The organism is Caulobacter sp. ALps2, from assembly GCF_058681635.1.
The window spans coordinates 3,484,999-3,505,455 of the sequence record NZ_CM178743.1; the positions used below are offsets into that span (position 1 = coordinate 3,484,999).

General features: G+C 68.1%; 18 protein-coding genes. 11 read left to right on the plus strand and 7 right to left on the minus strand.

All coding sequences use genetic code 11. From position 1 onward, the window contains the following. Positions 1-23 precede the first annotated feature (23 nt). The 3 genes from ACW173_RS16620 to ACW173_RS16630 all read right to left on the minus strand — a co-directional run bounded on the left by ACW173_RS16620 (position 24) and on the right by ACW173_RS16630 (position 3,085). Complete coding sequence (locus ACW173_RS16620) at positions 24-263, minus strand: hypothetical protein (RefSeq protein WP_492081117.1); 240 nt, start codon at positions 261-263, stop codon at positions 24-26. 35 nt (positions 264-298) lie between these two features. After that, a complete protein-coding gene (locus tag ACW173_RS16625; protein WP_492081119.1) occupies positions 299-946 on the minus strand; it encodes a hypothetical protein in 648 nt (215 codons plus the stop codon). A 132-nt stretch (positions 947-1,078) separates the two neighbouring features. Then, positions 1,079-3,085 carry a phytase gene (locus tag ACW173_RS16630; protein ID WP_492081120.1) on the minus strand — a complete coding sequence of 669 codons (2,007 nt, stop codon included), beginning with the start codon at positions 3,083-3,085 and terminating at the stop codon, positions 1,079-1,081. A 184-nt stretch (positions 3,086-3,269) separates the two neighbouring features. Here ACW173_RS16630 and ACW173_RS16635 point away from each other — a divergent pair, with 184 nt between their 5' ends. From ACW173_RS16635 to ACW173_RS16645, 3 genes are read left to right on the plus strand one after another with little or no spacing between them, the layout of a single operon-like run. Next, positions 3,270-3,602 (plus strand): PepSY domain-containing protein, encoded by a 333-nt coding sequence (locus tag ACW173_RS16635; RefSeq protein WP_492081122.1) that lies wholly within the window; start codon positions 3,270-3,272, stop codon positions 3,600-3,602. Further along, positions 3,603-4,268 (plus strand): response regulator transcription factor, encoded by a 666-nt coding sequence (locus ACW173_RS16640; RefSeq protein WP_492081123.1) that lies wholly within the window; start codon positions 3,603-3,605, stop codon positions 4,266-4,268. It abuts the gene before it with no gap. Next, positions 4,265-5,551 (plus strand): sensor histidine kinase, encoded by a 1,287-nt coding sequence (locus tag ACW173_RS16645; protein ID WP_492081125.1) that lies wholly within the window; start codon positions 4,265-4,267, stop codon positions 5,549-5,551. Before ACW173_RS16640 ends, ACW173_RS16645 begins: the two co-directional genes overlap by 4 nt. Here the strand turns inward: ACW173_RS16645 and ACW173_RS16650 are convergent. Next, positions 5,548-6,210, minus strand: coding sequence for an O-methyltransferase (locus tag ACW173_RS16650; RefSeq protein WP_492081126.1), 663 nt, complete (start codon positions 6,208-6,210; stop codon positions 5,548-5,550). The two genes, ACW173_RS16645 and ACW173_RS16650, sit on opposite strands and share 4 nt — an antisense overlap. A gap of 96 nt (positions 6,211-6,306) precedes the next feature. On the opposite strand from ACW173_RS16650, the gene ACW173_RS16655 reads away from it, so the two are divergent. The 3 genes from ACW173_RS16655 to ACW173_RS16665 are packed head-to-tail and all read left to right on the plus strand — an operon-like array spanning position 6,307 to position 7,869. Further along, positions 6,307-6,975 carry a TetR/AcrR family transcriptional regulator gene (locus ACW173_RS16655; protein ID WP_492081127.1) on the plus strand — a complete coding sequence of 223 codons (669 nt, stop codon included), beginning with the start codon at positions 6,307-6,309 and terminating at the stop codon, positions 6,973-6,975. Positions 6,976-7,034: 59 nt separating this feature from the next. After that, positions 7,035-7,397 carry an ArsR/SmtB family transcription factor gene (locus tag ACW173_RS16660; protein ID WP_492081128.1) on the plus strand — a complete coding sequence of 121 codons (363 nt, stop codon included), beginning with the start codon at positions 7,035-7,037 and terminating at the stop codon, positions 7,395-7,397. Continuing rightward, positions 7,378-7,869: an SRPBCC domain-containing protein gene (locus ACW173_RS16665; RefSeq protein WP_492081129.1), complete on the plus strand. Its 492-nt coding sequence runs from the start codon at positions 7,378-7,380 to the stop codon at positions 7,867-7,869. The genes ACW173_RS16660 and ACW173_RS16665 overlap by 20 nt, the downstream gene beginning before the upstream one ends. Here the strand turns inward: ACW173_RS16665 and ACW173_RS16670 are convergent. Beyond that, positions 7,866-8,765, minus strand: a complete 900-nt coding sequence (locus ACW173_RS16670; RefSeq protein WP_492081130.1) for a LysR family transcriptional regulator — start codon at positions 8,763-8,765, stop codon at positions 7,866-7,868. The genes ACW173_RS16665 and ACW173_RS16670 overlap by 4 nt on opposite strands. A 96-nt stretch (positions 8,766-8,861) precedes the next feature. On the opposite strand from ACW173_RS16670, the gene ilvD reads away from it, so the two are divergent. Continuing rightward, positions 8,862-10,715: a dihydroxy-acid dehydratase gene (gene ilvD / locus ACW173_RS16675; protein WP_492081131.1), complete on the plus strand. Its 1,854-nt coding sequence runs from the start codon at positions 8,862-8,864 to the stop codon at positions 10,713-10,715. Here ilvD and ACW173_RS16680 read toward each other — a convergent pair. Next, complete coding sequence (locus ACW173_RS16680) at positions 10,693-12,054, minus strand: sigma-54-dependent transcriptional regulator (RefSeq protein ID WP_492081133.1); 1,362 nt, start codon at positions 12,052-12,054, stop codon at positions 10,693-10,695. The genes ilvD and ACW173_RS16680 overlap by 23 nt on opposite strands. Beyond that, positions 12,054-13,892, minus strand: coding sequence for a sensor histidine kinase (locus ACW173_RS16685; RefSeq protein ID WP_492081134.1), 1,839 nt, complete (start codon positions 13,890-13,892; stop codon positions 12,054-12,056). Before ACW173_RS16685 ends, ACW173_RS16680 begins: the two co-directional genes overlap by 1 nt. 252 nt (positions 13,893-14,144) lie before the next feature. Between ACW173_RS16685 and ACW173_RS16690 the strand changes: the two genes are divergently transcribed. From ACW173_RS16690 to ACW173_RS16705, 4 genes are all read left to right on the plus strand, one after another. Then, positions 14,145-15,479, plus strand: coding sequence for a dicarboxylate/amino acid:cation symporter (locus ACW173_RS16690; protein ID WP_492086005.1), 1,335 nt, complete (start codon positions 14,145-14,147; stop codon positions 15,477-15,479). Between the two features lie 57 nt (positions 15,480-15,536). After that, the gene (locus ACW173_RS16695) at positions 15,537-18,602 is read left to right on the plus strand and encodes a TonB-dependent receptor domain-containing protein (protein WP_492081136.1); all 3,066 of its coding nucleotides are present in this window, start codon (positions 15,537-15,539) and stop codon (positions 18,600-18,602) included. Between the two features lie 92 nt (positions 18,603-18,694). Continuing rightward, positions 18,695-20,029: an alpha/beta hydrolase gene (locus tag ACW173_RS16700; protein ID WP_492081138.1), complete on the plus strand. Its 1,335-nt coding sequence runs from the start codon at positions 18,695-18,697 to the stop codon at positions 20,027-20,029. A 148-nt stretch (positions 20,030-20,177) separates the two neighbouring features. After that, positions 20,178-20,435: a hypothetical protein gene (locus ACW173_RS16705; protein ID WP_492081140.1), complete on the plus strand. Its 258-nt coding sequence runs from the start codon at positions 20,178-20,180 to the stop codon at positions 20,433-20,435. Positions 20,436-20,457: the final 22 nt, after the last annotated feature.

Below are 20,457 nucleotides of genomic sequence, written 5' to 3' on the forward strand. Positions count from 1 at the left end.
CGGCGGCCGTTCGGGAGCCGGCCTTAGCTGGCGCGGCAGGTCTCTTGAACGGGTTTGCCGTCCTTGTCGGTCTTGGACACGACGCAGCCGGACGAAGCCTGGCGCTTGGCGGCCGCTTCGGCCTTCTTCTGGAGGGTTTTCTTGGCGACCTCCTCGGTGAAGGTCAGGCCGGTGCCTTGAGGACCCGCGAACGCCGGGGAAGCGATCATGCAGGCGGCCGCGACGGCGAAGGGCGCAAGGCCAAAATACGCGGGAACTTTCATATGAATACAAACTCCGGGGGAACGGTCGGGCGGCCTTAGCTGCCCGAGATGGTGTCGGCGGCCGCCTGAGTGGCGGGCAGAGCGCGACGGTAGATGTCGACGGCCTTCAGCAGGCCTTCGATCTCGGCGTGGGTGATGGCGGCGCGGTGCTCGTAGCCCCTGTCCGACGAGAACTTGAAGGCCCACGCGCCGGGCTTGGCGGCGGCGTGGCGCAGCTCGCTCTCGGAGACGGTGAAGGACACGTCCTCACGGCACACCTCCGGCGCTTCGAACAGGAAGCAGTGGCTGGCGTTGTCGCGGATCTTGGTCAGCGACGTTTCGACCGGCCATTGGCTGGTCTGGTACGAGACCTGGCCGTACCCGCGGATCGAACCCGGATACATCAGGGTCTGGCGGACCTCGAAGCGGGTGGCCCCCGAACGCTTGTCGACGAAGGCGCGCAGATGGTTGTCGCTGGCCGGCGCCTTGAACAGACCCTGGCCGGCGCGGAAGCCTTGCTCGGAGCTGATCACGGTCTCGACGTCCAGCGGATCGTCGATGACCTGGGTCTTGGCGTGGAAGTGGTCAGCGCTCAGGGCGGCCTGCTTGGCGGGCAGCTTGACCGGTTGGGCGACGCCCGTGCTCGCGAAGGCCACGCCACCCAGCAGGGTCAAGGCCAACAAAGTATTACGGGTCTTGATCATCCAAATTCTCCCGTAGCAAGGCCGTTCCGGGGGATGAGCGGCCCTGCTACGGGTCTAAGATTGGCGAGGCCGCCTTTCGGCTCTGCATCGTGTTCGTTACAAAGAATGACAGGTTAAGGTTCAGCGGACCGCCTACGGGTTCAGCTTCTCCGCGATGGCCGACCAGGGAACGAGCTTGAAGTTCTGGTGCTCGGGCGGAGAGATGTTGCGACCGTCCTGAGCCACGAACGCGCCGCCTTCCAGGCCCGCGCCCAGCGAGGCGCTGGTCACGTCCAGGCCGTCGGTCTCGGAGATCCCGTCGATCGCCTTGCCGCCGTCGGCGGTCACCGCGAAACTGCCGACATAGGCGTTGTCGCCCTCGCGGCGGAACACGGCGTAGGTGTTGTCACCCTGGCTGGACAGCACCAGGAAACCCTTGCCGCCGCCTTGCGCATAGAGGCCGATACCTTCCAGGTCGTCCTTCAGGGCGGGGTTGTCGGCGACTCGGGCGACGGCCTTCTTGACCGAGCCGGCCTTGGCGTCGGCGCCTAGCCGCCATAGGGCGACGTCCTCTTCGGCCACATACAGCGCGCCGGTCTCGTCATCGGCGACACAGCCCTCCGTCTGGGTGTCGAAGCGCAGGTCTCGAACGGCCTCGGCGCGGACCTTGCCGGCCGGGGTGGCGGTCAGCTTCCATTGGCGGACCAGGCCGTCGGGATCGCTGACGAACACGAACGTCCCGCCCTTACGGTCGCGGTACATGCACAGGCCGTACGGATCCGAAAGGTTCGTGGGCTGAACATCGTCGGCGACATTGGTCAGCAGGCGCGTGTCGGGATCGATCGTGTAGAGCGCGATCGACTTGTGGGTGCGGTCACTGGCGGCGATCAGGGTCACGGTCTTGCCGCCCAGCTTGAAGCCGCCGCGCAGGTCGACATTGTTCATCTTGCCGTCGGGCAGGAACTGCAGGCGCTTGCCCGACAGGTCGTAGACGGCCAGGCCGCCCTTCTTGTCGGTGGCGATGATGGCGCTTTTACCCGGATCGGTCGGATGGACCCAGATGGCCGGATCGTCTGCCGCGTCGCCATCGTGGTCGACCGGCTCGGTCTCCATGGTCGCGTGGACCAGGGCGACCTTGCTCTTGGGCGCGGTCGGGGCGTCGACGCCGGTCGGCAGTTTCAGGGCGGCGGCGATGTCGGCCCAGGACAGGATCTGGCTGTGGGCGCCTTGCTTGCGGTCGTCGGCGATCAGCAAGCCGCCGGCGGGCAGGCTCGGACCGACCGGCGCGCGCAGGCCAAACAGCGCGGAGGGGCTCTCGATCGCGCCGGCCTTGAAGCTGCCCAGGAACTTGTCTCCCGCGCTCCGGTCATAGACGTTGTATTCGCCAGCGTCGGCATTGGCGGCCACCAGGTAGTTGGCGCCCGCGCCGCCGTCGATGACGGTCAGGCCCCCGACCTCACCGGCGATGCGGCCCAGGCGGTTGATATCGACGATGGTCGGAACCGGCTCGGCCTCGGGATCGGCGTCGTAGCGCCAGATCCCGACCGCCTGCTGGGCGACGTACAGCGCGCCCGTGGCGTCATCGGCGACGCAGAACTTGGCCTCGGACGACAGGCGCAGGCGACGCACGACCCGGCCGTCCAGCTTGCCGTCTTCCGTGGGAAACAGCAGCCACTGGTCCAACTGGCCGTCGCGGCCCATGGCGAAGGCGTACAGCGCACCGTCGCGGGGGCTGCGGTGCAGGCACAGGCCCTCGCCGGAATAGCCCAGCGTCAGCGGCTTGGCGTTGAGCGAGGCGACCTGGCCGCTGGCGTAGTCGCGAGCGAACAGCCGCAGGGCCCCGGCTTGGCTGTCCAGCACGGCCAGGATGGCGCGGGAGCGATCATCACGGGCGTCAACGGCTTCGACCTCGCCGCCAGGGACGGACGCGATCCGCTGGCCGTCCAGGCCATAGAACTCCAGCCCGGCCAGTTCGGCGCTGGCGGCGATCACGCTCTTCCTCGGATCGGTCGGATCACGCAACAGCACCACGCCGTTGGCGCCGCCCTGGGCTGTCGGGGCGGTGGCCCCAACGGGCGCGATGGTGGCGGTGCTCTGGGCCATGGCCGGCGCGGCGATGGTCAGGGCCAACAGGCTGGCGGCGAGTTTCAGGTGGTTCATGGCGGCCCCTCGGTCATGTTTGCGTGGCGGACCCCTAGAGGGCGGCCCCTGACGCCTGGCTGACGAACCGCGTCATATGGACCGCCTTCGAAACGCGTTCATGACAGCGAAGCGGCATGCGACCGACGTGAGGCGTTGCGGCGCGTCAGGGGCATGTCAGGATGGCCGTGGAATCGTCCCGACCATGATCCTTTACCGCACCCCGTTCCGTGAGCTCCTGATCGCCGTGGCCGTCGTCTCGACGCTGGCCGCGACCGGCGCCGCCGCCGACGAGCACAAGAAGCAGAACCACGAGGCCGCCCGCCAGGCCTTGCTGCGTAAGGAAGTTCTGCCGCTGACCCGGATTCTCGCCATCGCCGCCCAGCGCGCGCCAGGCGAGGTCATCGAGGTCGAGCTGGAACAGGGCGACCATGGCCGGCTGAAGTACGACCTGAAGATCCTGGCCAAGAACGGCCGCGTCCGGGAACTGGAGCTCGACGCCAAGACCGGCGCGACCCTGAAGCTCGAGGACGACTGAGTGCGCGCTCTCGTCGTCGAAGACGATCCCGTCGTCGGTCCGGACCTGGCCAAGGCGCTGGCCGCCGGCGGCTTCATCGTGGATCTGGCGCGCGACGGCGAGGACGCCTCGTTCAAGGGCGAGGTCGAGGACTATGCCGTCGTCATCTTGGATTTGGGACTGCCGCGCCTGGACGGCCTGTCGGTGCTGCGCCGCTGGCGCGAGGACGGCCGAGCCTTTCCAGTGCTGATCCTGTCGGCGCGCGGCGACTGGACCGAGAAGGTCGAAGGCATCGAGGCCGGCGCCGACGACTACCTGGCCAAGCCCTTCGAGATGGGCGAACTGCTGGCGCGGGCGAGGGGGCTGGTGCGTCGCGCCGCGGGCCGCGTCTCGCCGGTGATCGAGGCCGGTCGCCTGACGCTGGACACCCGTCGCATGTCGGCGGCCCTGGACGGCGCGCCGATCAAGCTTTCGCCGCTGGAGTTCCGGCTGCTGGACTGCCTGGCGCACAACCCTGGCCGCGCGGTCTCGGCGGGCGAGCTGGCCGAGCAGCTTTACGGCGTCGCGGACACCGCCGACGCCAACGCCATCGAGGCCTTGATCACCCGCCTGCGCCGCAAGGTCGGCTCCGACGTGATCGAGACCCGACGGGGCTTTGGCTACCTATTGACCGGATTTGCCGCGTGAAAGGGCGTTCGCTGCGAGGTCGCCTGATCGCCGGCGGCATGCTGGCGATCCTGGCGGCCCTGGCTGTGTCGTGGCTGGCCATGACCTGGCTGTTCGAACGCCACATCGAGCGTCGCGAGATCGCCGAACTGGTCCGCACGGGCCAGGAGCTGGCCGCCAGTGTCCGCCCCGCGCCGCTGGACGACGTGATGGTCCAGACCCTGCTGGCCGAGCCGCGCCTGCGCAAGCCCATGGGCGGCCTGTACTGGCAAGTGTCGTCCTCCAAGGGCATGCAGCGATCGATGTCGTTGTGGGATCAGGTGCTCAAGGCCCCGGCCAGCGCGCCGTCGGACACCTGGGCTTCGCGCATCGTCGCCGGACCGTTCGGCGACCGCCTCCTGCTGGTCGAGCGCTCGGTGCGGCCCGATCGCCACGGGCCCGCCGTGCTGATCCAGGTGGCCAGCGACGAGAAGGTCCTGCGCCTCGCCCGCGCCGAGTTCGGCCGCGACCTCGCCCTGTTTCTGGCCGGCTTGTGGGTCGTGCTTTCGGCCGCCGCCGCGCTTCAAGTCACTTTGGGTCTCTCGCCGCTCGCGCGGGTGCGCGAAGACCTGTCCCGCCTGCGCAAGAGCCCGTCGGCCCGGATGTCCGACGAGCATCCGAGGGAGATCGCGCCCCTGGCCGAGGCGATCAACGCCCTGGCGGAGGCGCGGGAAGGGGACCTGGCACGCGCGCGTCGCCGGGCCGGCGACCTGGCCCACAGCCTGAAGACCCCGCTGGCGGCCCTGTCGGCCCAGAGCCGCCGGGCGCGCGAGGCCGGAGCCGTCGAGGCCGCCGACGGCCTCGACGCCGCCATCGCCGCCGTCTCCGCCGCCTTCGCCAGCGAGACCGCGCCCCTGGCCCCCGCCGAGCGTCTGGTGGCGGTGCTGGAGCGCACGGCCGACGGAGAGCGGCTGATCTTCGACGTCGAGATCCCCGCCGATCTCCGCGCGCCCGTCTCCGAGGACGCGGTGACCGAGATGCTGGGCGCCCTGATCGAGAACGCCGCCCGCTTCGCCCGCCGCCAGGTGCGTGTTTCGGGCTCGGCGGATGGCCCGGTGCTGCTGGTCGAGGACGACGGGCCGGGCATGGACGAGGGCCGGGCCGAGGCGGCCCTGGCCCGCGGGGCTCGGCTGGACGAGGCGGGGCCGGGCCACGGTCTGGGCCTGGCGATCGTCCGCGACCTGGCCGAAGCCTCTGGCGCGACGCTGCGCATGGACCGCTCGGACCTGGGCGGCCTGCGCGCGACGATCGCCTGGAAGACCTAGAGTTTCATCGACAGCTCGACGTCTTCGCCGAACGGGACCGACAGATAGCCGGCCATCGGCGAGCGCACGCGACCCAGATAGTCGGGGCTGTAGTCGGCATTATCGGCGACGATTAGAGCGCCGCGCCTCAGGCGGCTTTCCAGCAGGGCCAGGACGTCCGGATAAAGAGCCTTGGCGCCGTCCAGCAAAACGAAGTCGATCTGGTCCGGCAGATCGATCGCCAGGGTCTGGAGCGCGTCGCCCTGGCGGATCTCGACCAGGTCCTCGACACCGCCATCGATCAGGTTCTGGCGGGCGCGAGCGGCCTTGGAGGGCTCGAACTCGGTGGTGATCAGGCGGCCGCCGCCGTTCTCGCGGAGGGCCGCCGCCAGGTGCAGGGTCGAGAGGCCGAACGAGGTCCCGAACTCGACGATGGTCTTGGCGCTCGCGCCGCGGGCCAGCATGTACAGCAAGGCGCCGGTCTCGCGCGAGACGGCCAGGGGATAGTCCTTCAGGCGACCGTACAGGTCGAGATACTCCGTCTTGCCGCGCATCAGGCGCGTATGTTCGTCGGCGGTCATGTCGGCGAAGGCCGGATCGTTCATCGGCGAGGCCTCGTCGGCCTGCGCGAACAGGCGCTCCAGCAGGGGCGCCATGGGCGAGGTGGTCAGGGTCGTCATCGGTGTTCCGTAAGCTTGAAAAGGCGCGATCTTGCGCTCGCTCCAAAAATACGAATAATTCATCAGGTTTCGGTATTCGCGTTGTGTGGGGCGCCCATGGCCGATCGTCCAAGTCCCCGGATTTCTTCACGAAAGCAGCCGCGGCAGGCGCGCTCGACCGAGCTGGTCGCGGCCATCCTTCAGGCCGCTGTTCAGGTTCTGACCAAGGAAGGCGCCCACCGTTTCACGACCGCGCGCGTGGCCGAGAAGGCCGGGGTCAGCGTCGGGTCGATCTACCAGTATTTCCCCAACAAGGCCGCGATCCTGTTCCGTTTGCAGAGCGATGAGTGGCGCGAAACCAGCGACCTGTTGAAAAGTATCCTGGAAGACCAGAGCCAGCCGCCGCAGGAGCGCCTGCGGGCTCTGGTCCACGCCTTCGTCCGCTCGGAGTGCGAGGAAGCGCGGATGCGCGTGGCCCTGCACGACGCCGCGCCGCTGTATCGCGACGCGCCGGAGGCCCAGGAGGCGCGCGTGGCGGGCACGCGCACCATGCAGGGCTTCATGCGCGAGTTGCTGACGGACGCGCCCGACGCGATCCGAGACCTGGCTGGCGAGCTGATTTCCACGACCCTCGGTCAAGTGGGCAAGGCCTTCTCGGAAGAGCCCCGCGCCGACGCCGAGATCGAGGCCTACGCCGACGCCATGGCCGACATGTTCCAGGGCTACATCGCCTGGATCGCTTGGCGCGACCCTAGCGCGCTCGCTTTGCATAAACCCTCCCGCTGAACGACGCGGAGCGAGATCCCTCTTGCGGGTCGTCGGTTCGCATGCCAACACTGAACCATATGGTTCAGTCTTTAGCGGATCGCCTCAACGCCTCCTTCGCCGCGCTCTCGGACGCCACCCGACGCGGCGTTCTGGAGCAGCTGGGGCGTTCGGACGCCTCGATCACCGAGCTCGCCGAGCGGTTCCACATGACCCTGACGGGCATGAAGAAGCACGTCGGCGTCCTGGAGCGGGCGGGGCTGGTCACGACCGAGAAGGTCGGGCGGGTGCGGACCTGCCGACTGGGCGGGCGCGGCTTCGAGGAAGAGGTCGCCTGGATCGAAGAACGACACCGAATCTGGAGCACGCGTTTCGACGCGCTGGACCAGGTGATCGAGGCCTTGAAACTTAGGGAGAAAATGGATGGGCGAACGGGTGAGTGACGGTCGCACGGTGGTCGAACGGACATCGGAACGCGAACTTGTCGTGACGCGCGTGTTCAATGGTCCGGTTCGCCTGGTCTACGATGCGTGGACCAAGGCCGACCTGTTCCAGCTGTGGTGGGCGCCTAAGTCGAGTGGCGTGCCGATGATCGGCTGTACGATGGATGTCCGCGCGGGCGGCGGCTACAGCGTCACGTTCGGCCGCGACGCCGACAACACCATGACCTTCTTCGGTAAATACCAGGACGTCACGCCGGGCTCGCGCCTCGTCTGGACCAATGACGAAGGCGAGGAAGAGGGCGCCGTCACCACGGTGACCTTCGAGGAAGAGGACGGCGACAAGACGCGGCTGGTCCTGAGCGAGCTCTATCCTTCGAAGGAAGCGCTGGACGCGTCGTTCGTCGGCATGGAAGACGCCATGCCCGAACAGTTCCGGCAACTTGACGAATTGCTCGCGTCTCAAACGGCCTAGGTCGCGGAGTCGAGTAATTTCAGGAAGTTGGCCAGGGTCGCCGAGATCTCGCCGCGTCGCCAGACAAGGCCGGTCTCCAGCTCTGGAACCGCGCCGGCCAGCGGAATGTAACTGACGCCGGTGCGGGCCATGTTCCGCAGCGAGGCCGGGACCAGCGCGATCCCCAGGCCGCTGGAGACCAGGCTGATGATGGTCTGCATCTGGATGGCCTCCTGCACGATCCGGGGCGAGCCGCCCAGGGCCGCGTAGTAGCCTGTGACCAGATCGTGGAAGGCGGGGGCGACCTGCTTGGGGAACAGGATCAGCGGCGAGGTCAGGACCTCGGCGCGGGTCAGGTGGTCCTCGCTGCCGATGCGAGCATCATCGACCCAGGCCGTGGGCACGGCCGCGATCAATGGCTCGCGCAGCAGGCGGCGATAGTCCAGTGGCGGCGGCAGGGTCTGGTCGGCGGGTGGGATGATGATGCCGGCGTGGCGCTCGCCGGCGACCAGGGCGGGAATCTGCACGTCGCTGGTGGCCTCGAACAGCCGGATCTCGACGTCCGGATAGGCTTGCGAATAACGCCGCACCAGGGCCGGCAGGACGCTGTAATCGGCGGTGCTGACGAAGGAGAGAGTGAGCAGGCCCGTCTGGCCGTCGCGGATGCGGCGGGCGGTGGTCGGCAACTCCTCGACCCCCTCCAGCGCCGCCAGCACATGCGGCAGCCACTGTTCGCCCAGGGCGCTGAGCCGCACGCTGCGCTTGGAGCGGACGAACAGCGGCGCGCCCAGGGTCTTTTCCAGCGCCATGATCGACTGGCTGAGCGGCGGCTGGGTCATGCCCAAGCGCTCGGCGGCCCGGCCAAAATGCAGGGCCCGCGCGACGGCGGCGAAGTGACGGAGCTGGCGGACGTCCATCTGATATCTGTAGCGACTTAATGGTGCTGAACTAATATATTTTGCGAGCGGGAAGATCGGTCGTAAAAAACCACACCGCCGACATTGAGATTTCCCATGCCTCCCTATCGCTCGCGAACCTCCACCCACGGCCGCAACATGGCCGGCGCCCGCGGCCTGTGGCGCGCCACCGGCATGAAGGACGAGGATTTCGGCAAGCCGATCATCGCGGTGGCCAACAGCTTCACCCAGTTCGTCCCGGGCCACGTGCACCTGAAGGACCTGGGCCAGCTGGTCGCCCGTGAGATCGAGGCGGCCGGCGGGGTGGCCAAGGAATTCAACACCATCGCCGTCGACGACGGCATCGCCATGGGCCACGGCGGGATGCTGTACTCGCTGCCCAGCCGCGAGCTGATCGCCGATAGCGTCGAGTACATGGTCAACGCGCACTGCGCCGACGCCATCGTCTGCATTTCCAATTGCGACAAGATCACGCCCGGTATGCTGATGGCCGCCATGCGGCTGAACATCCCGGTGGTCTTCGTCTCGGGCGGTCCGATGGAGGCCGGCAAGGTGCGGGTTAAGGGCGAGATCCGCGCCCTGGACCTGGTCGACGCCATGGTCGTGGCCGCCGACGACAAGTACACCGACGAGGAAGTCACCGCGATCGAGAAGGCCGCGTGTCCGACCTGTGGCTCTTGCTCCGGTATGTTCACCGCCAACTCGATGAACTGCCTGACCGAAGCCCTGGGCCTGTCGCTGCCCGGCAATGGCTCGGTCCTGGCCACCCACGCCGATCGTGAGGCCCTGTTCAAGGAAGCCGGCCGCTTGGTCGTCGACCTCTGCCAGCGCTGGTACGAACAGGACGACGCCACGGCGCTGCCGCGCGGCATCGCCACTCGGGCGGCGTTCGAGAACGCCATGAGCCTGGATATCGCCATGGGCGGCTCCACCAACACCGTCCTGCATCTGCTGGCGGCCGCCAGCGAGGGCGGGGTCGACTTCGGCATGGCCGACATCGACCGCCTCTCCCGCAAAGTGCCGTGCCTGTCCAAGGTCGCGCCGGCCAAGAGCGACGTGCACATGGAGGACGTCCACCGGGCCGGCGGCGTCATGGCCATCCTGGGCGAGCTGGAGCGCGGCGGTCTGATCGACACCACCCAGCCCACCGTCCACGCCACGACCATGGCGGAAGCCTTGGCCCGCTGGGACATCGGCCGCACCAACAGCGCCACCGCCCACGAGTTCTTCCGCGCCGCGCCGGGCGGCAAGCCGACCCAGATCGCCTTCAGCCAGGCCGCCCGCTGGGAGAACCTGGACCTGGACCGCGAGAAGGGCGTCATCCGTTCGGTCGAGCACCCGTTCTCGAAGGACGGCGGCCTGGCCGTGCTGTTCGGCAACCTGGCCCCCGAGGGCTGCATCGTGAAGACGGCCGGGGTCGACGAGTCGATCCTGACCTTCAAGGGAACGGCGCGGGTCTATGAGAGCCAGGAAGCGGCGGTCAGCGGCATCCTGGGCGGCCAGGTCAAGGCCGGCGAGGTCGTTGTGATCCGCTACGAAGGCCCCAAGGGCGGTCCGGGCATGCAGGAGATGCTGTACCCGACCACCTATCTGAAATCGAAGGGCCTGGGCGCGGCCTGCGCGCTGATTACCGACGGTCGTTTCTCGGGCGGCACCTCGGGCCTGTCGATCGGCCACGTCTCGCCGGAAGCGGGCGAGGGCGGCCTGATCGCCCTGGTCGAGACCGGCGACGACATTCTGATCGACATCCCCAACCGTGGCATCACCCTGGAAGTGTCGGACGCGGTTCTGGCCGAGCGTCGCGCCGCTCAGCTGGCCCGCGGCAAGGACGCCTGGAAGCCGCTGGACCGCAAGCGCGAGGTCAGCCCGGCCTTGCGCGCCTACGCCGCCATGACCACCAACGCCGCCAAGGGCGCCGTGCGCGACGTCAGCCAGGTCGAGCGCGGCTAGGAGCGGGCCGGTACGCCGCGACGTCGATGTCGTGGCGTTCGAGCTTGTCGTAGAAGGTCTTGCGCGGAATGCGCAGGACCTCCAGCGCCTTGCGCACGTCACCATCGCAGCCGGCCAGGGCCTCGCGGATCACGTGGGCCTCGTAGGTCGCCACGCGCTCGGGCAGGGGCGGCAGCTCTTCCGGCGCGCCGCCGCTAGCCTGGTCGGCCAAGCCTAGCGCCACCCGCTGGGCGTAGTGGCCCAGCTCCCGCACATTGCCCGGCCAGTCGTGATTGTGCAGCCGCCAGCGCACCTGGTCATCGATGACCGGGTGCGGGCCGTCCAGCCGCTCGCAGGCTCTCGCCAGAAAGTGGGCGAACAGCAGCGGCACGTCCTCGCGGCGCTCGCGTAGCGGCGGGATGCGGATGCGCACCACGTCCAGGCGGTGGAACAGGTCCTGGCGGAAGGTCCCGGCCGCCACGGCGTCGGCCAAGTTGCCCTTGGCGGCGGCCACGACGCGCAGGTCCAGGGTCTGGGCGCGGTTCGAGCCCAGGGGCGTGACCTCGCGCTCCTCCAGCACCCGCAGGAACTTGCCTTGGGCCTCGGGGGCCAGGGTCTCGATCTCGTCCAGAAAAAGCGTGCCGCGATCGGCCTGCTGGATGCGGCCCATGCGCTGGCGCACCGCGCCGCTGAACGCGCCCAGCTCGTGGCCGAAGAGCTCGCTGTCCAGGGCGCTGGCGGGCAGGGCGGCGCAGTCGACGGCGACGAACTCGCGATCGCGGCGGCGGCCCCAGGCGTGCAACGCGCGGGCGGCCAGCTCCTTGCCGACTCCGGTCTCGCCCTCCAGCAGGACGTCGACATCGGCCGAGGCCAGCTGGCGCAGGGTGGCTCGCAGGCGCTCCATCACCGGCGTCTGGCCGATCAGCGGCCAATCGCCATGGGCCTGGGCGGCCAGGCTGCGCAGCTCGCGGTTCTCCAGCACCAGCCGGCGTTTCTCGATCGCCCGGCGGATGCTGCTGACCAGGCGCTCGGGCGCGTAGGGCTTGGCCACGAAGTCGTAGACCCCGTCGTGCATGGCCTCGACCGCCTCGGAGACGTCGGCGTGGCCGGTGATCAGGATGACCGGCAGGTCGGGGTCCTGCTCCTTGAGGCGACGAAACAGCTGCCGGCCGTCCATGCGCGGCATGCGGATGTCGCTGACCACCACGCCGGGGAAGTCGGCTGGCACGGCCGCGACGGCGGTCTCCGCGGAGTCGAAGGCCAGCACCTCGAACCCCGCCAGTTGCAGGGTCTGGACGTTGGCGTCGCGCAGGACATCGTCGTCGTCGATGAAGGCCACCTGATTGACGGAAACGGGCATCACGAACGCGCCTTGGGCAGGGACATGAGGAAGCGGGCGCCGCCGGGGCCAGCCTCCAGGGAAAGCTCGCCGCCGAACTCGGCGACGATGTCGCGGCTGATCACCAGGCCAAGGCCGAGGCCTCGAGGCTTGGTGGTCGCGAACGGGGTGAACAGGGTCTTGGCCGCCTCGGGGGCGACGCCGGGGCCGTTATCGGCGACCAGGATCCGCACCTGCGAACGCTTGACCGAGACCTGGACGCGGATCTCCGGATCAGTCGCGCCTTCAAGCGCCTCCAGGGCGTTCTGGAGCAGGTTCACGAGCACCTGCTCCAGGCGGAAGCGTTCGGCCATCACCCGGGCGGCCTCGTCGGCCTCGTCGCGGACGACGCGAACGCCCTGCTGGCGCAGGCGCGGGCCGACCAGCAGCAGGGCGCCGTCGACGGCCTCGCGCACGGTCACCGGGGCGGCCGGGGCGCTGGACTTGCGGGCGAAGGCGCGCAGTTCGTCGGTGATCAGGCCGATGCGTTCGGTCAGGCCCGAGATCAGACCCAGATTGGCCTTGGCGGTCTTGTCGTCGGCGCGATCCAGGAAGGCGGCGGCGTTGTCGGCATAGGCGCGGATGGCCGCCACCGGCTGGTTGATCTCGTGCGCCACCCCGGCGGCGATCTGGCCCAGGGTGGCCAACTTGTTGGACTGGACCAGCTCGTCCTGCATCACGTGGACGTGGGCCTCGACGCGGCGACGCTCCTCGATCTCGACGGTCAGGCGCTGGTTGGTCTCACGCAGCTCGGCGGTACGCTCCTGGACACGGGCCTCCAGCTCCAGGCGGGCGGCCTCCTGGCGGGCGGCGCGGACGGTGGCCTGGCCGCGCCAGCGCAGCAGGGCGGCGGCCAAGGCGCAGGCCGCCAGGCCCGCCAGCAGGGCGATGGCCCGCGCGCCGCTGACGGCTGTGCGCAGCGGCGCCCCGACCGGCGTCAGGGTGTAGACCGTCCAGCCCACGGCCCCCAGGTCGGCGCTGGCGGCCATGTAGCGGGTCTCGTCCTGACTGGACGGCGAGACGATGGTCAGGCTCGGCGCGCGACCGGCGGCGGGTCGGGGCGAGGCCTTCAGCACGTCGAACGGCGCGTTGCCGAAGCGGTGCTCCGCCCGCAGCCGGGCCTGCTCGGTCGGGGGCAGGGGACTCAGAGTCGAGAACCGCCAGGCCGGGATCGAGGTGACCAGGATCACGCCCCGCGGGTCGGCGGCGAAGGCGGGCTCGGCGGCCGACCATTCGGCCTCCAGCGCTTCGAACTCGACCTTCACGACCACCACGCCCAGCAGGCCCTCTGGCCCGTCGACGCGGCGCGACATGAACAGGCCCGGGCGGCGGCTGACCGTGCCCAGGGCGAAGAGCTCGGCGGCGCCATCGGCCTTCGCTTCCTTGAAATAGGGTCGGAAGCTGTAGTCGGAGCCGACGAAGCTGGTCGGCTCACGCCAGTTGCTGGCCGCGATGGTCGTGCCCCTGGCGTTCAGGACGTAGATCACCGCCGCCCGCGTGCCGCCGCTCAGGGTCTCCAGCTTGCGGTTCATGGCGGCGAGGCCGCGCGGATCCTCCGAGCGCAGCACCTCGGCCACATCGGGGTCCTGGGCCAGGATGAACGGCAGGGAGCGATGCTTGGCCAGTTCGCTGCGCAGGACGGCCGCGTGCAGGGTCGCCGAGGCCTGGGCCTGGCGCGCGAGGTCGGCGGTGACGCGCCGCTCGGCCACCGCGCCAGCGAAGCCGACGACTCCCGCCAGCAAGATGGCGCTGGCCACGACGAACGCCGCCCAGCGTCGCACGATGGGGTCTGCCAGATTCGGCAATGGCGACGTGGTCATGGAAGCGGTTCCGCGGTTTGTGCGGATTTTCGCACAAGTCGCGCGATTGGCGTGGGGTTTTTCGCCGGGCAAGGGTGGCCCCGCGAAGTCGTTTCGTGGGAAAACTTTAGATAAAACAACGTTTGAACGTTTTTTTCGAGGCCGCTTGCACGGCTTCCTTCCGCCTAGGATCGTCTATCCAAGCGCCTCGGCAAAGGGGCGCGGGATGGAAACGCGGCCTTCGGGCCAGGCCACGAGGCGACAGTGCAGACGATCCAACCGGCCGCCGCGGCGCAGCCTCCTGAGCGCCCGAAGCCGTTTTATCGGCACCTGTACTTCCAGGTGTTGCTGGCCATCATCCTGGGTGGCGCGATCGGCCACTACTATCCCGAGATCGGCCAATCGCTGAAGCCGCTGGGCGACGCCTTCATCAAGCTGGTGAAGATGGTCATCGCTCCGGTGATCTTCCTGACCGTGGTCACCGGCATCGCCGGCATGCGAGATCTGGAAAAGGTCGGTCGCGTGGCGATCAAGGCGCTGCTGTATTTCCTGGTGTTCTCGACCCTGGCCCTGATCGTGGGCCTGATCGTCGCCAACGTCGTCCAGCCGGGCGCGGGCATGAACATCGATCCCGCCACGCTGAAGACCGACAAGGTCGCCGAATACGCCGCCAAGGCTCACGATCAGTCGATCGTCGGCTTCCTGATGCACATCATCCCGACCACCGTCGTCGGCGCCTTCGCCGAGGGCGAGATCCTGCAGGTGCTGCTGATCTCGATCCTGTTCGGTCTTTCGTTGACCCTGGTCGGCGAGCCGGCCCGTCCGGTCGTCGACTTCCTGGAGCTGGTGGCCCAGGCCTTCTTCAAGTTCGTGCACATCGTGATGAAGGCCGCCCCGATCGGCGCCTTCGGGGCTTTCGCCTTCACGATCGGCAAGTACGGTATCGCCTCGGTCGCCAACCTGGCCATGCTGGTCGGGACCTTCTACCTGACCTCGGCGCTGTTCGTGGTCGTGGTGCTGGGCGCGGTCGGCATCGCCAACGGCTTCTCCATCTTCAGCCTGATCCGTTACCTGAAGGCCGAACTGCTGCTGGTGCTGGGCACCAGCTCGTCGGAAGCCGCGCTGCCCAGCCTGATCGAGAAGCTGGAAAAAGCCGGCTGCCCGAAGTCGGTCGTCGGCCTGGTCGTCCCGCTGGGCTACTCGTTCAATCTGGACGGCACCAACATCTACATGACCCTGGCGGCGCTGTTCATCGCCCAGGCCACGGGCGTGCACCTGTCATGGGAAGAGCAGGCCCTGCTGCTGGGCGTCGCCATGCTCAGTTCCAAGGGCGCGGCGGGCGTCACGGGCGCCGGCTTCATCACCTTGGCCGCGACCCTGTCGGTGGTGCCCTCGGTCCCGGTGGCCGGCATGGCCCTGATCCTGGGCGTCGACCGCTTCATGTCCGAATGCCGGGCCCTGACGAATTTCGTCGGCAACGCGGTGGCGGCGATCGTCGTCTCGCGCTGGGAAAAGGGTCTGGACGTCGCGGCCTTCAAATCCGCCCTGAACCCGAAGAAACACCCGCCGGCCGCCGGCGGTCCCATCCCGGAGGCCGCGCGTCCCTGAGGGGCGGGCGGATCCGATCAACCGATCTGACAACAAGAAAACACTGGGGAGCTAATCGTGACGAACCAAACCCTCCGCGGCTATCGCCGCCGTCTCGCCCAAGGCGCGGCCCTGGCCGCTCTGCTCGCCGCCACCGGCGCGGCCGCTCAGGAAGCGGCCGACACGACCAAGGTCGAGGAGATCGTCGTCGTCGGCAGCCAGATCAAGGGCGCCAAGACCACCGCCGCCCTGCCGGTCACGGTGCTGGACAACAATCAGATCGCCGCGACCGGCGCGGTCTCTGGCGATGACCTGTTCCGCTCGATCCCGGCGATGGGCGACGTCTTCATCAACCCCAGCAACGCGGCGCAGACCAGCAACTCCACGCGCGGCGACGTCAATTCGATCAACCTGCGCAGCCTGGGCGTCGGCAACACCCTGGTGCTGCTGAACGGACGCCGCCTGGTCTCGCACCCGACCAGCCAGTCGTCGGGCACCGTGCCGCTGCTAGGCTACAACGCCAACGCCATCCCGACCTCGAACCTGGAGCGCCTGGAAGTCCTGCGCGACGGCGCGGCCGCCATCTACGGCGCCGACGCCGTGGCGGGCGTGGTCAACACCGTGCTGCGGAGCGACTTCGACGGCCTGACCGTCGACGCCCAATACGGCTGGGCCGAAGGCACGCACCGCAAGGAATACAGCAGCAATATCTTCGCGGGCCGCAACTTCGCCGAAGGGCGCGGCAACATCTCGTTGAACGGCAACTTCACCTGGCGCACGGCCCAACGCCCCAGCGACCGCCCCTACACCGCGACCCAGGACCTGCGCTCGCTGTTCGCCGGCTATCCGGACTACGCGGCAAGCTCCGCCCCCGATAACCGCGGCAACCAGAACTCTTTCGCGAACTTCACGGTGTTCCGCGGTCCGGGCGTCATCCGCCAGGGCACGACGGCCCTGACCTCGGCGGCCGGCGCGACCCACGTCCAGCCCAACACCATCGCCGGCTGCGCCACCCAGATTGGCAACGGACTGTGCCTGGGCACTGGCAACCTGGCCACGGGCAGCACCGCCAACGCCTACCGCTACAACGCGGTGCAGAACGACGCTACGACGACCGCGCCTGAGATCGAGCGTCAGAACCTGTTCCTGAACGGTCACTACGACATCAGCGACACGCTGACGGCCTATGGCGAGGTCGGCTTCTATCACGCCACGTCGGAAGGCCTGACGACCCAGGGCACCAGTCTGGTGGCGATCGGCGTCCCGGCCAGCAACTACTGGAACCCCTTCGGCCCGGTGACCTTCGCCAATGGCGCGGTCAATCCGAACCGCCTGCCGGGCCTCACCAACGTGCCGGCCGCCGGCCTGCCCGTCACCTTCACCAACTACCGCTTCAACGACCTGGGCCCGAGCAAGGTCGAGGTCGAGAACTATCAGACCCGCTTCCTGGGCGGCCTGAAGGGCGAGAAGTGGGGCTGGAGCTGGGACTCCGCGATCCTCTATTCGAAGGCCGACGCCAAGGACGAAAGCGACGGTATCGACAGCAAGAAGCTGGCCGACTCGCTGGCCCTGTCGACCCCCGACGCCTACAACCCTTTCAACGGCGGCTGCCTGGACGGCACGGGCGGTCGTGACTGCACGCCCAGCTCGCAGGCCGCGCTGGACTCCATCCGCTTCCGCCTGAAGCGCCACTCGACCACCACCCTGACCCTGGCCGACTTCAAGGTCTCCAAGCCGGACCTGCTGACCATCTGGTCGGGTGATGTGGGCGTCGCCGCCGGCGTCGAGTTCCGCCACGAGACCCAGCAGGACCGCCGTGATCCACAGCTGGACGGCCGCACGCCGTTTACCGATCCGGTCACCGGTCTGACCAGCAACAGCAATGTCACCGGCGTCAACGACACGCCCAGCACCAAGGGCTCGCGTGACGTCGGCTCGGCCTTCGTCGAGTTCGCCTTGCCTCTGGTCTCGCCGGAGATGAACATCCCGCTGGTGCGCCGCATCGACGTCCAACTGGCCGGGCGCTTCGAGAACTACAGCGACTTCGGCTCGGTCGCGAAGCCGAAGGTGGCCTTCGCCTGGGACGTGGTCGACGGTGTCCGCTTCCGCGGATCCTGGCAGCAGGGCTTCCGGGCCCCGAACCTGGAGACCACCAACCCGTTCGCCTATTCGCGGACCAACACGGTCACCGACTACTATCGTTGCGAGGCCGACCTGCGCGCCGGACGGATCTCGACCTTTGGCGCCTGTAGCCGCGGTGTCGGCATCCGCTTCACCACGGCCGGCAACCCAGACCTGAAGGCCGAGGAGAGCGAGAGCTATTCGGTCGGCGTGGTGCTGCAGCCGACCTTCATCCCCGAACGGTTCGGCCGCTTCACGATCACGGTCGACCGTTGGCAGATCAAGCAGGACGGCATCGTCGGCACGCTGGGCTCGACCAACATCGCGGTGCAGGACTACCTGGCCCGTCTGACCGGCTCGACCAACACCAACGTGATCCGCGCCGCGCCGACGGTGGATGACGTCGCCTTCTTCAACGGCACGGGCCTGACGCCGGTCGGCCAGATCCTGGAGATCCGCGACCAGTTCAAGAACCTGCAGCCGCAGACCGTCAGCGGCATCGACTTCGGCCTGAACTGGACCCTACGCACCGACACGCTCGGTCGCTTCAGCGCCAATATCGACGGCACCTACATGGACAAGTTCTCGCAAGAGCTTGCGCCGCCGATCGCCGAACTGTTCGCCGCCCGTGACGCCGGCACGATCAACCCCGCCACGCCGCTGACCGATCCGGGCGACCTGCTCAAGCGTAACGGCAAGCCGAAGTGGAAGTGGAGCGGCACCGGCACCTGGCGCGGCGGCCCGGTTCAGATCGGCGCCTCGGTGATCTACACCGGCGCGGTGCTGGACACCGACCTGCTGTCGACCGTGGGCGAGCCCTGGCGCGTCAAGCCGCTGACCACGGTCAATCTCTATGCCCAGTATCGTTTCGAGCGGAAGGGCTGGGCCAATGACACCCGCATCCGGGTCGGCGCGCGCAACATCTTCGACAAGGATCCGCCGCTGTCGTCGGGCGGCTTCATCGGCTCGCTGTACAACCCCTATGCCCGCTACTGGTACATGAGCGTCAGCAAGTCGTTCTGACGTTCATTCCGGCCGGCCGCCCCAAGTCCTCCCCATCTTTTCTGGGAGTGTGGGCGGCCGGCCCTTCCTTGTTTCGCGTGATGAGGTCTCTGGTGAACAAGCTGTCTTCCGCCCTCCTGGGTCTGGGCCTCGCCCTGGCCGCTTCCGTCGCCCATGCGGAAGCGCCCAAGGAAAAGATCTGTCCGGAAGGCCTGCCCACCGAAACCAAGTGCCTGGCTGGGCAGGACACGAACGGCGCCTACTACTGGATCGCCATTCCCAAGGCCTGGAATGGCGCGCTGGTGCTGCACACTCACGGCGGCCCGCGTCTGAAGACCCCCAAGCCCGACGACGCGGTCGAGGACCTGCAGCGCTTCGCCGTCACCGTGGCCGAGGGTTATGCCTGGGCCGGCTCGAACTATCGCCGCGAAGGCTACGGCGTCCGTTCGGCCGCCGAGGACAGCGACAATTTGCGCAAGCTGTTCTGGGAGACCTACGGCCGACCCAAGCGCACCGTGCTGCACGGCCAGTCGTGGGGCGGCAATGTCGCGGCCAAGACCGCCGAGCTCTATGGCAAGGACGCGGACGGCAGGCTGGTCTATGACGGCGTCATCCTGACCAGCGGCGTCGTCTCGGGCGGCACGCGGGCCTACGATTTCCGCGCCGACCTGCGGGCCGTCTACCAGTTCTACTGCGGCAATCACCCGGCCAAGGACGAGGTCCAATACCCGCTGTGGCAAGGCCAGCCGGTCGGCTCGAAACTGACCAACAAGCAGCTGGACGAGCGCCTGAACGCCTGCACCGGTTTCAACCTGCCGGCCGACCAGCGCAGCGCCGAGCAGAAGCGTAAGCTGGCCAATATCCTGGCGGTGACCAAGATCCCCGAGCGGACCCTGGACAACCACTTGTCATGGGCGACCTTCACCTTCGCCGACATGATCAACAAGCGTCTGGACGGGGCGAACCCGTTCACCAATGTCGGCGTGGTCTATAGGGGCTCGGACGACGACAAGGCGCTGAACAAGGGCGTGCCGCGCTTCAAGGCCGATCCGTTGGGCGTGCGCCGCCTGGCCGAGGACAGTGATCTGACCGGCCAACTGCTGGTCCCGACCCTGACCATGCACGCCATCGACGATCCGACGGCCTTCGTCGAGCTGGAGCAGGTGTTCCACGACACCGTCGCCAAGGCCGGCAAGAGCGATCTGCTGGTCCAGTCGTTCACCGACGAGCATGAGCACTCCAAGCTGGCCACGCCGGAATACGCGGCCCTGCTGCGGGCCATGTCCGCCTGGATCGAGCAGGGCGTCAAACCCAGTCCCGCCAGCCTGGCCGCTGGCTGCGCCGAGGCCGTGAAGACCTATGGCGAGGCCTGCCATTTCCAGGTCGGCTACAAGGTTCCGCCGCTCTCGACCCGCAGCTATCCGCGCAGGAAGCCCGGCCTGAAATGATCGCGCGGCTGCTCGCGGTCCTGGCGAGGAGGGCAGGCTTGTCGATCCGGCCTATCTGGGCTTCGACAAGGCCGCCTTCGCCCGCCGGATCGAGAAGGCCTATCCGGTCGGCAAGCCAGGGCTCCACGCCGCCTACACCATCAGAGCCATGATCACCGACAGCGGCATGCGCGGCTTTGGCGGCTCCACCAGCCTGGCCGTGACCCACGATTGCGCGTCTTTTCAAGGTTTTGAGCGTGACTATTCAGCCATTGTGGCGCTTGGGAAAACGATTGCGACAGGACGCCGCAGGGTTGTGGTCCGATTGGCGATCAAAGAGAGCGATACGCATTTCTGGGTGAGTGAAAAGCGGAAGCTCGCACTAGACGATAGTCTACATGTTCCTGATGCGTTCCTATTTTGGTAAGGTCTGATTAGCCGTCAGCGCG

Excerpts from the sequence above, each read along its gene's own strand:
- ACW173_RS16620 (WP_492081117.1), bottom strand. The coding sequence starts at position 263 with ATGAAAGTTCCCGCGTATTTTGGCCTTGCGCCCTTCGCCGTCGCGGCC.
- ACW173_RS16625 (WP_492081119.1), bottom strand. The coding sequence starts at position 946 with ATGATCAAGACCCGTAATACTTTGTTGGCCTTGACCCTGCTGGGTGGC.
- ACW173_RS16630 (WP_492081120.1), bottom strand. The coding sequence starts at position 3,085 with ATGAACCACCTGAAACTCGCCGCCAGCCTGTTGGCCCTGACCATCGCC.
- ACW173_RS16635 (WP_492081122.1), top strand. The coding sequence starts at position 3,270 with ATGATCCTTTACCGCACCCCGTTCCGTGAGCTCCTGATCGCCGTGGCC.
- ACW173_RS16650 (WP_492081126.1), bottom strand. The coding sequence starts at position 6,210 with ATGACGACCCTGACCACCTCGCCCATGGCGCCCCTGCTGGAGCGCCTG.
- ACW173_RS16655 (WP_492081127.1), top strand. The coding sequence starts at position 6,307 with ATGGCCGATCGTCCAAGTCCCCGGATTTCTTCACGAAAGCAGCCGCGG.
- ACW173_RS16660 (WP_492081128.1), top strand. The coding sequence starts at position 7,035 with ATGGTTCAGTCTTTAGCGGATCGCCTCAACGCCTCCTTCGCCGCGCTC.
- ACW173_RS16665 (WP_492081129.1), top strand. The coding sequence starts at position 7,378 with ATGGGCGAACGGGTGAGTGACGGTCGCACGGTGGTCGAACGGACATCG.
- ACW173_RS16670 (WP_492081130.1), bottom strand. The coding sequence starts at position 8,765 with ATGGACGTCCGCCAGCTCCGTCACTTCGCCGCCGTCGCGCGGGCCCTG.
- ilvD (WP_492081131.1), top strand. The coding sequence starts at position 8,862 with ATGCCTCCCTATCGCTCGCGAACCTCCACCCACGGCCGCAACATGGCC.
- ACW173_RS16680 (WP_492081133.1), bottom strand. The coding sequence starts at position 12,054 with ATGCCCGTTTCCGTCAATCAGGTGGCCTTCATCGACGACGACGATGTC.
- ACW173_RS16685 (WP_492081134.1), bottom strand. The coding sequence starts at position 13,892 with ATGACCACGTCGCCATTGCCGAATCTGGCAGACCCCATCGTGCGACGC.
- ACW173_RS16705 (WP_492081140.1), top strand. The coding sequence starts at position 20,178 with ATGATCACCGACAGCGGCATGCGCGGCTTTGGCGGCTCCACCAGCCTG.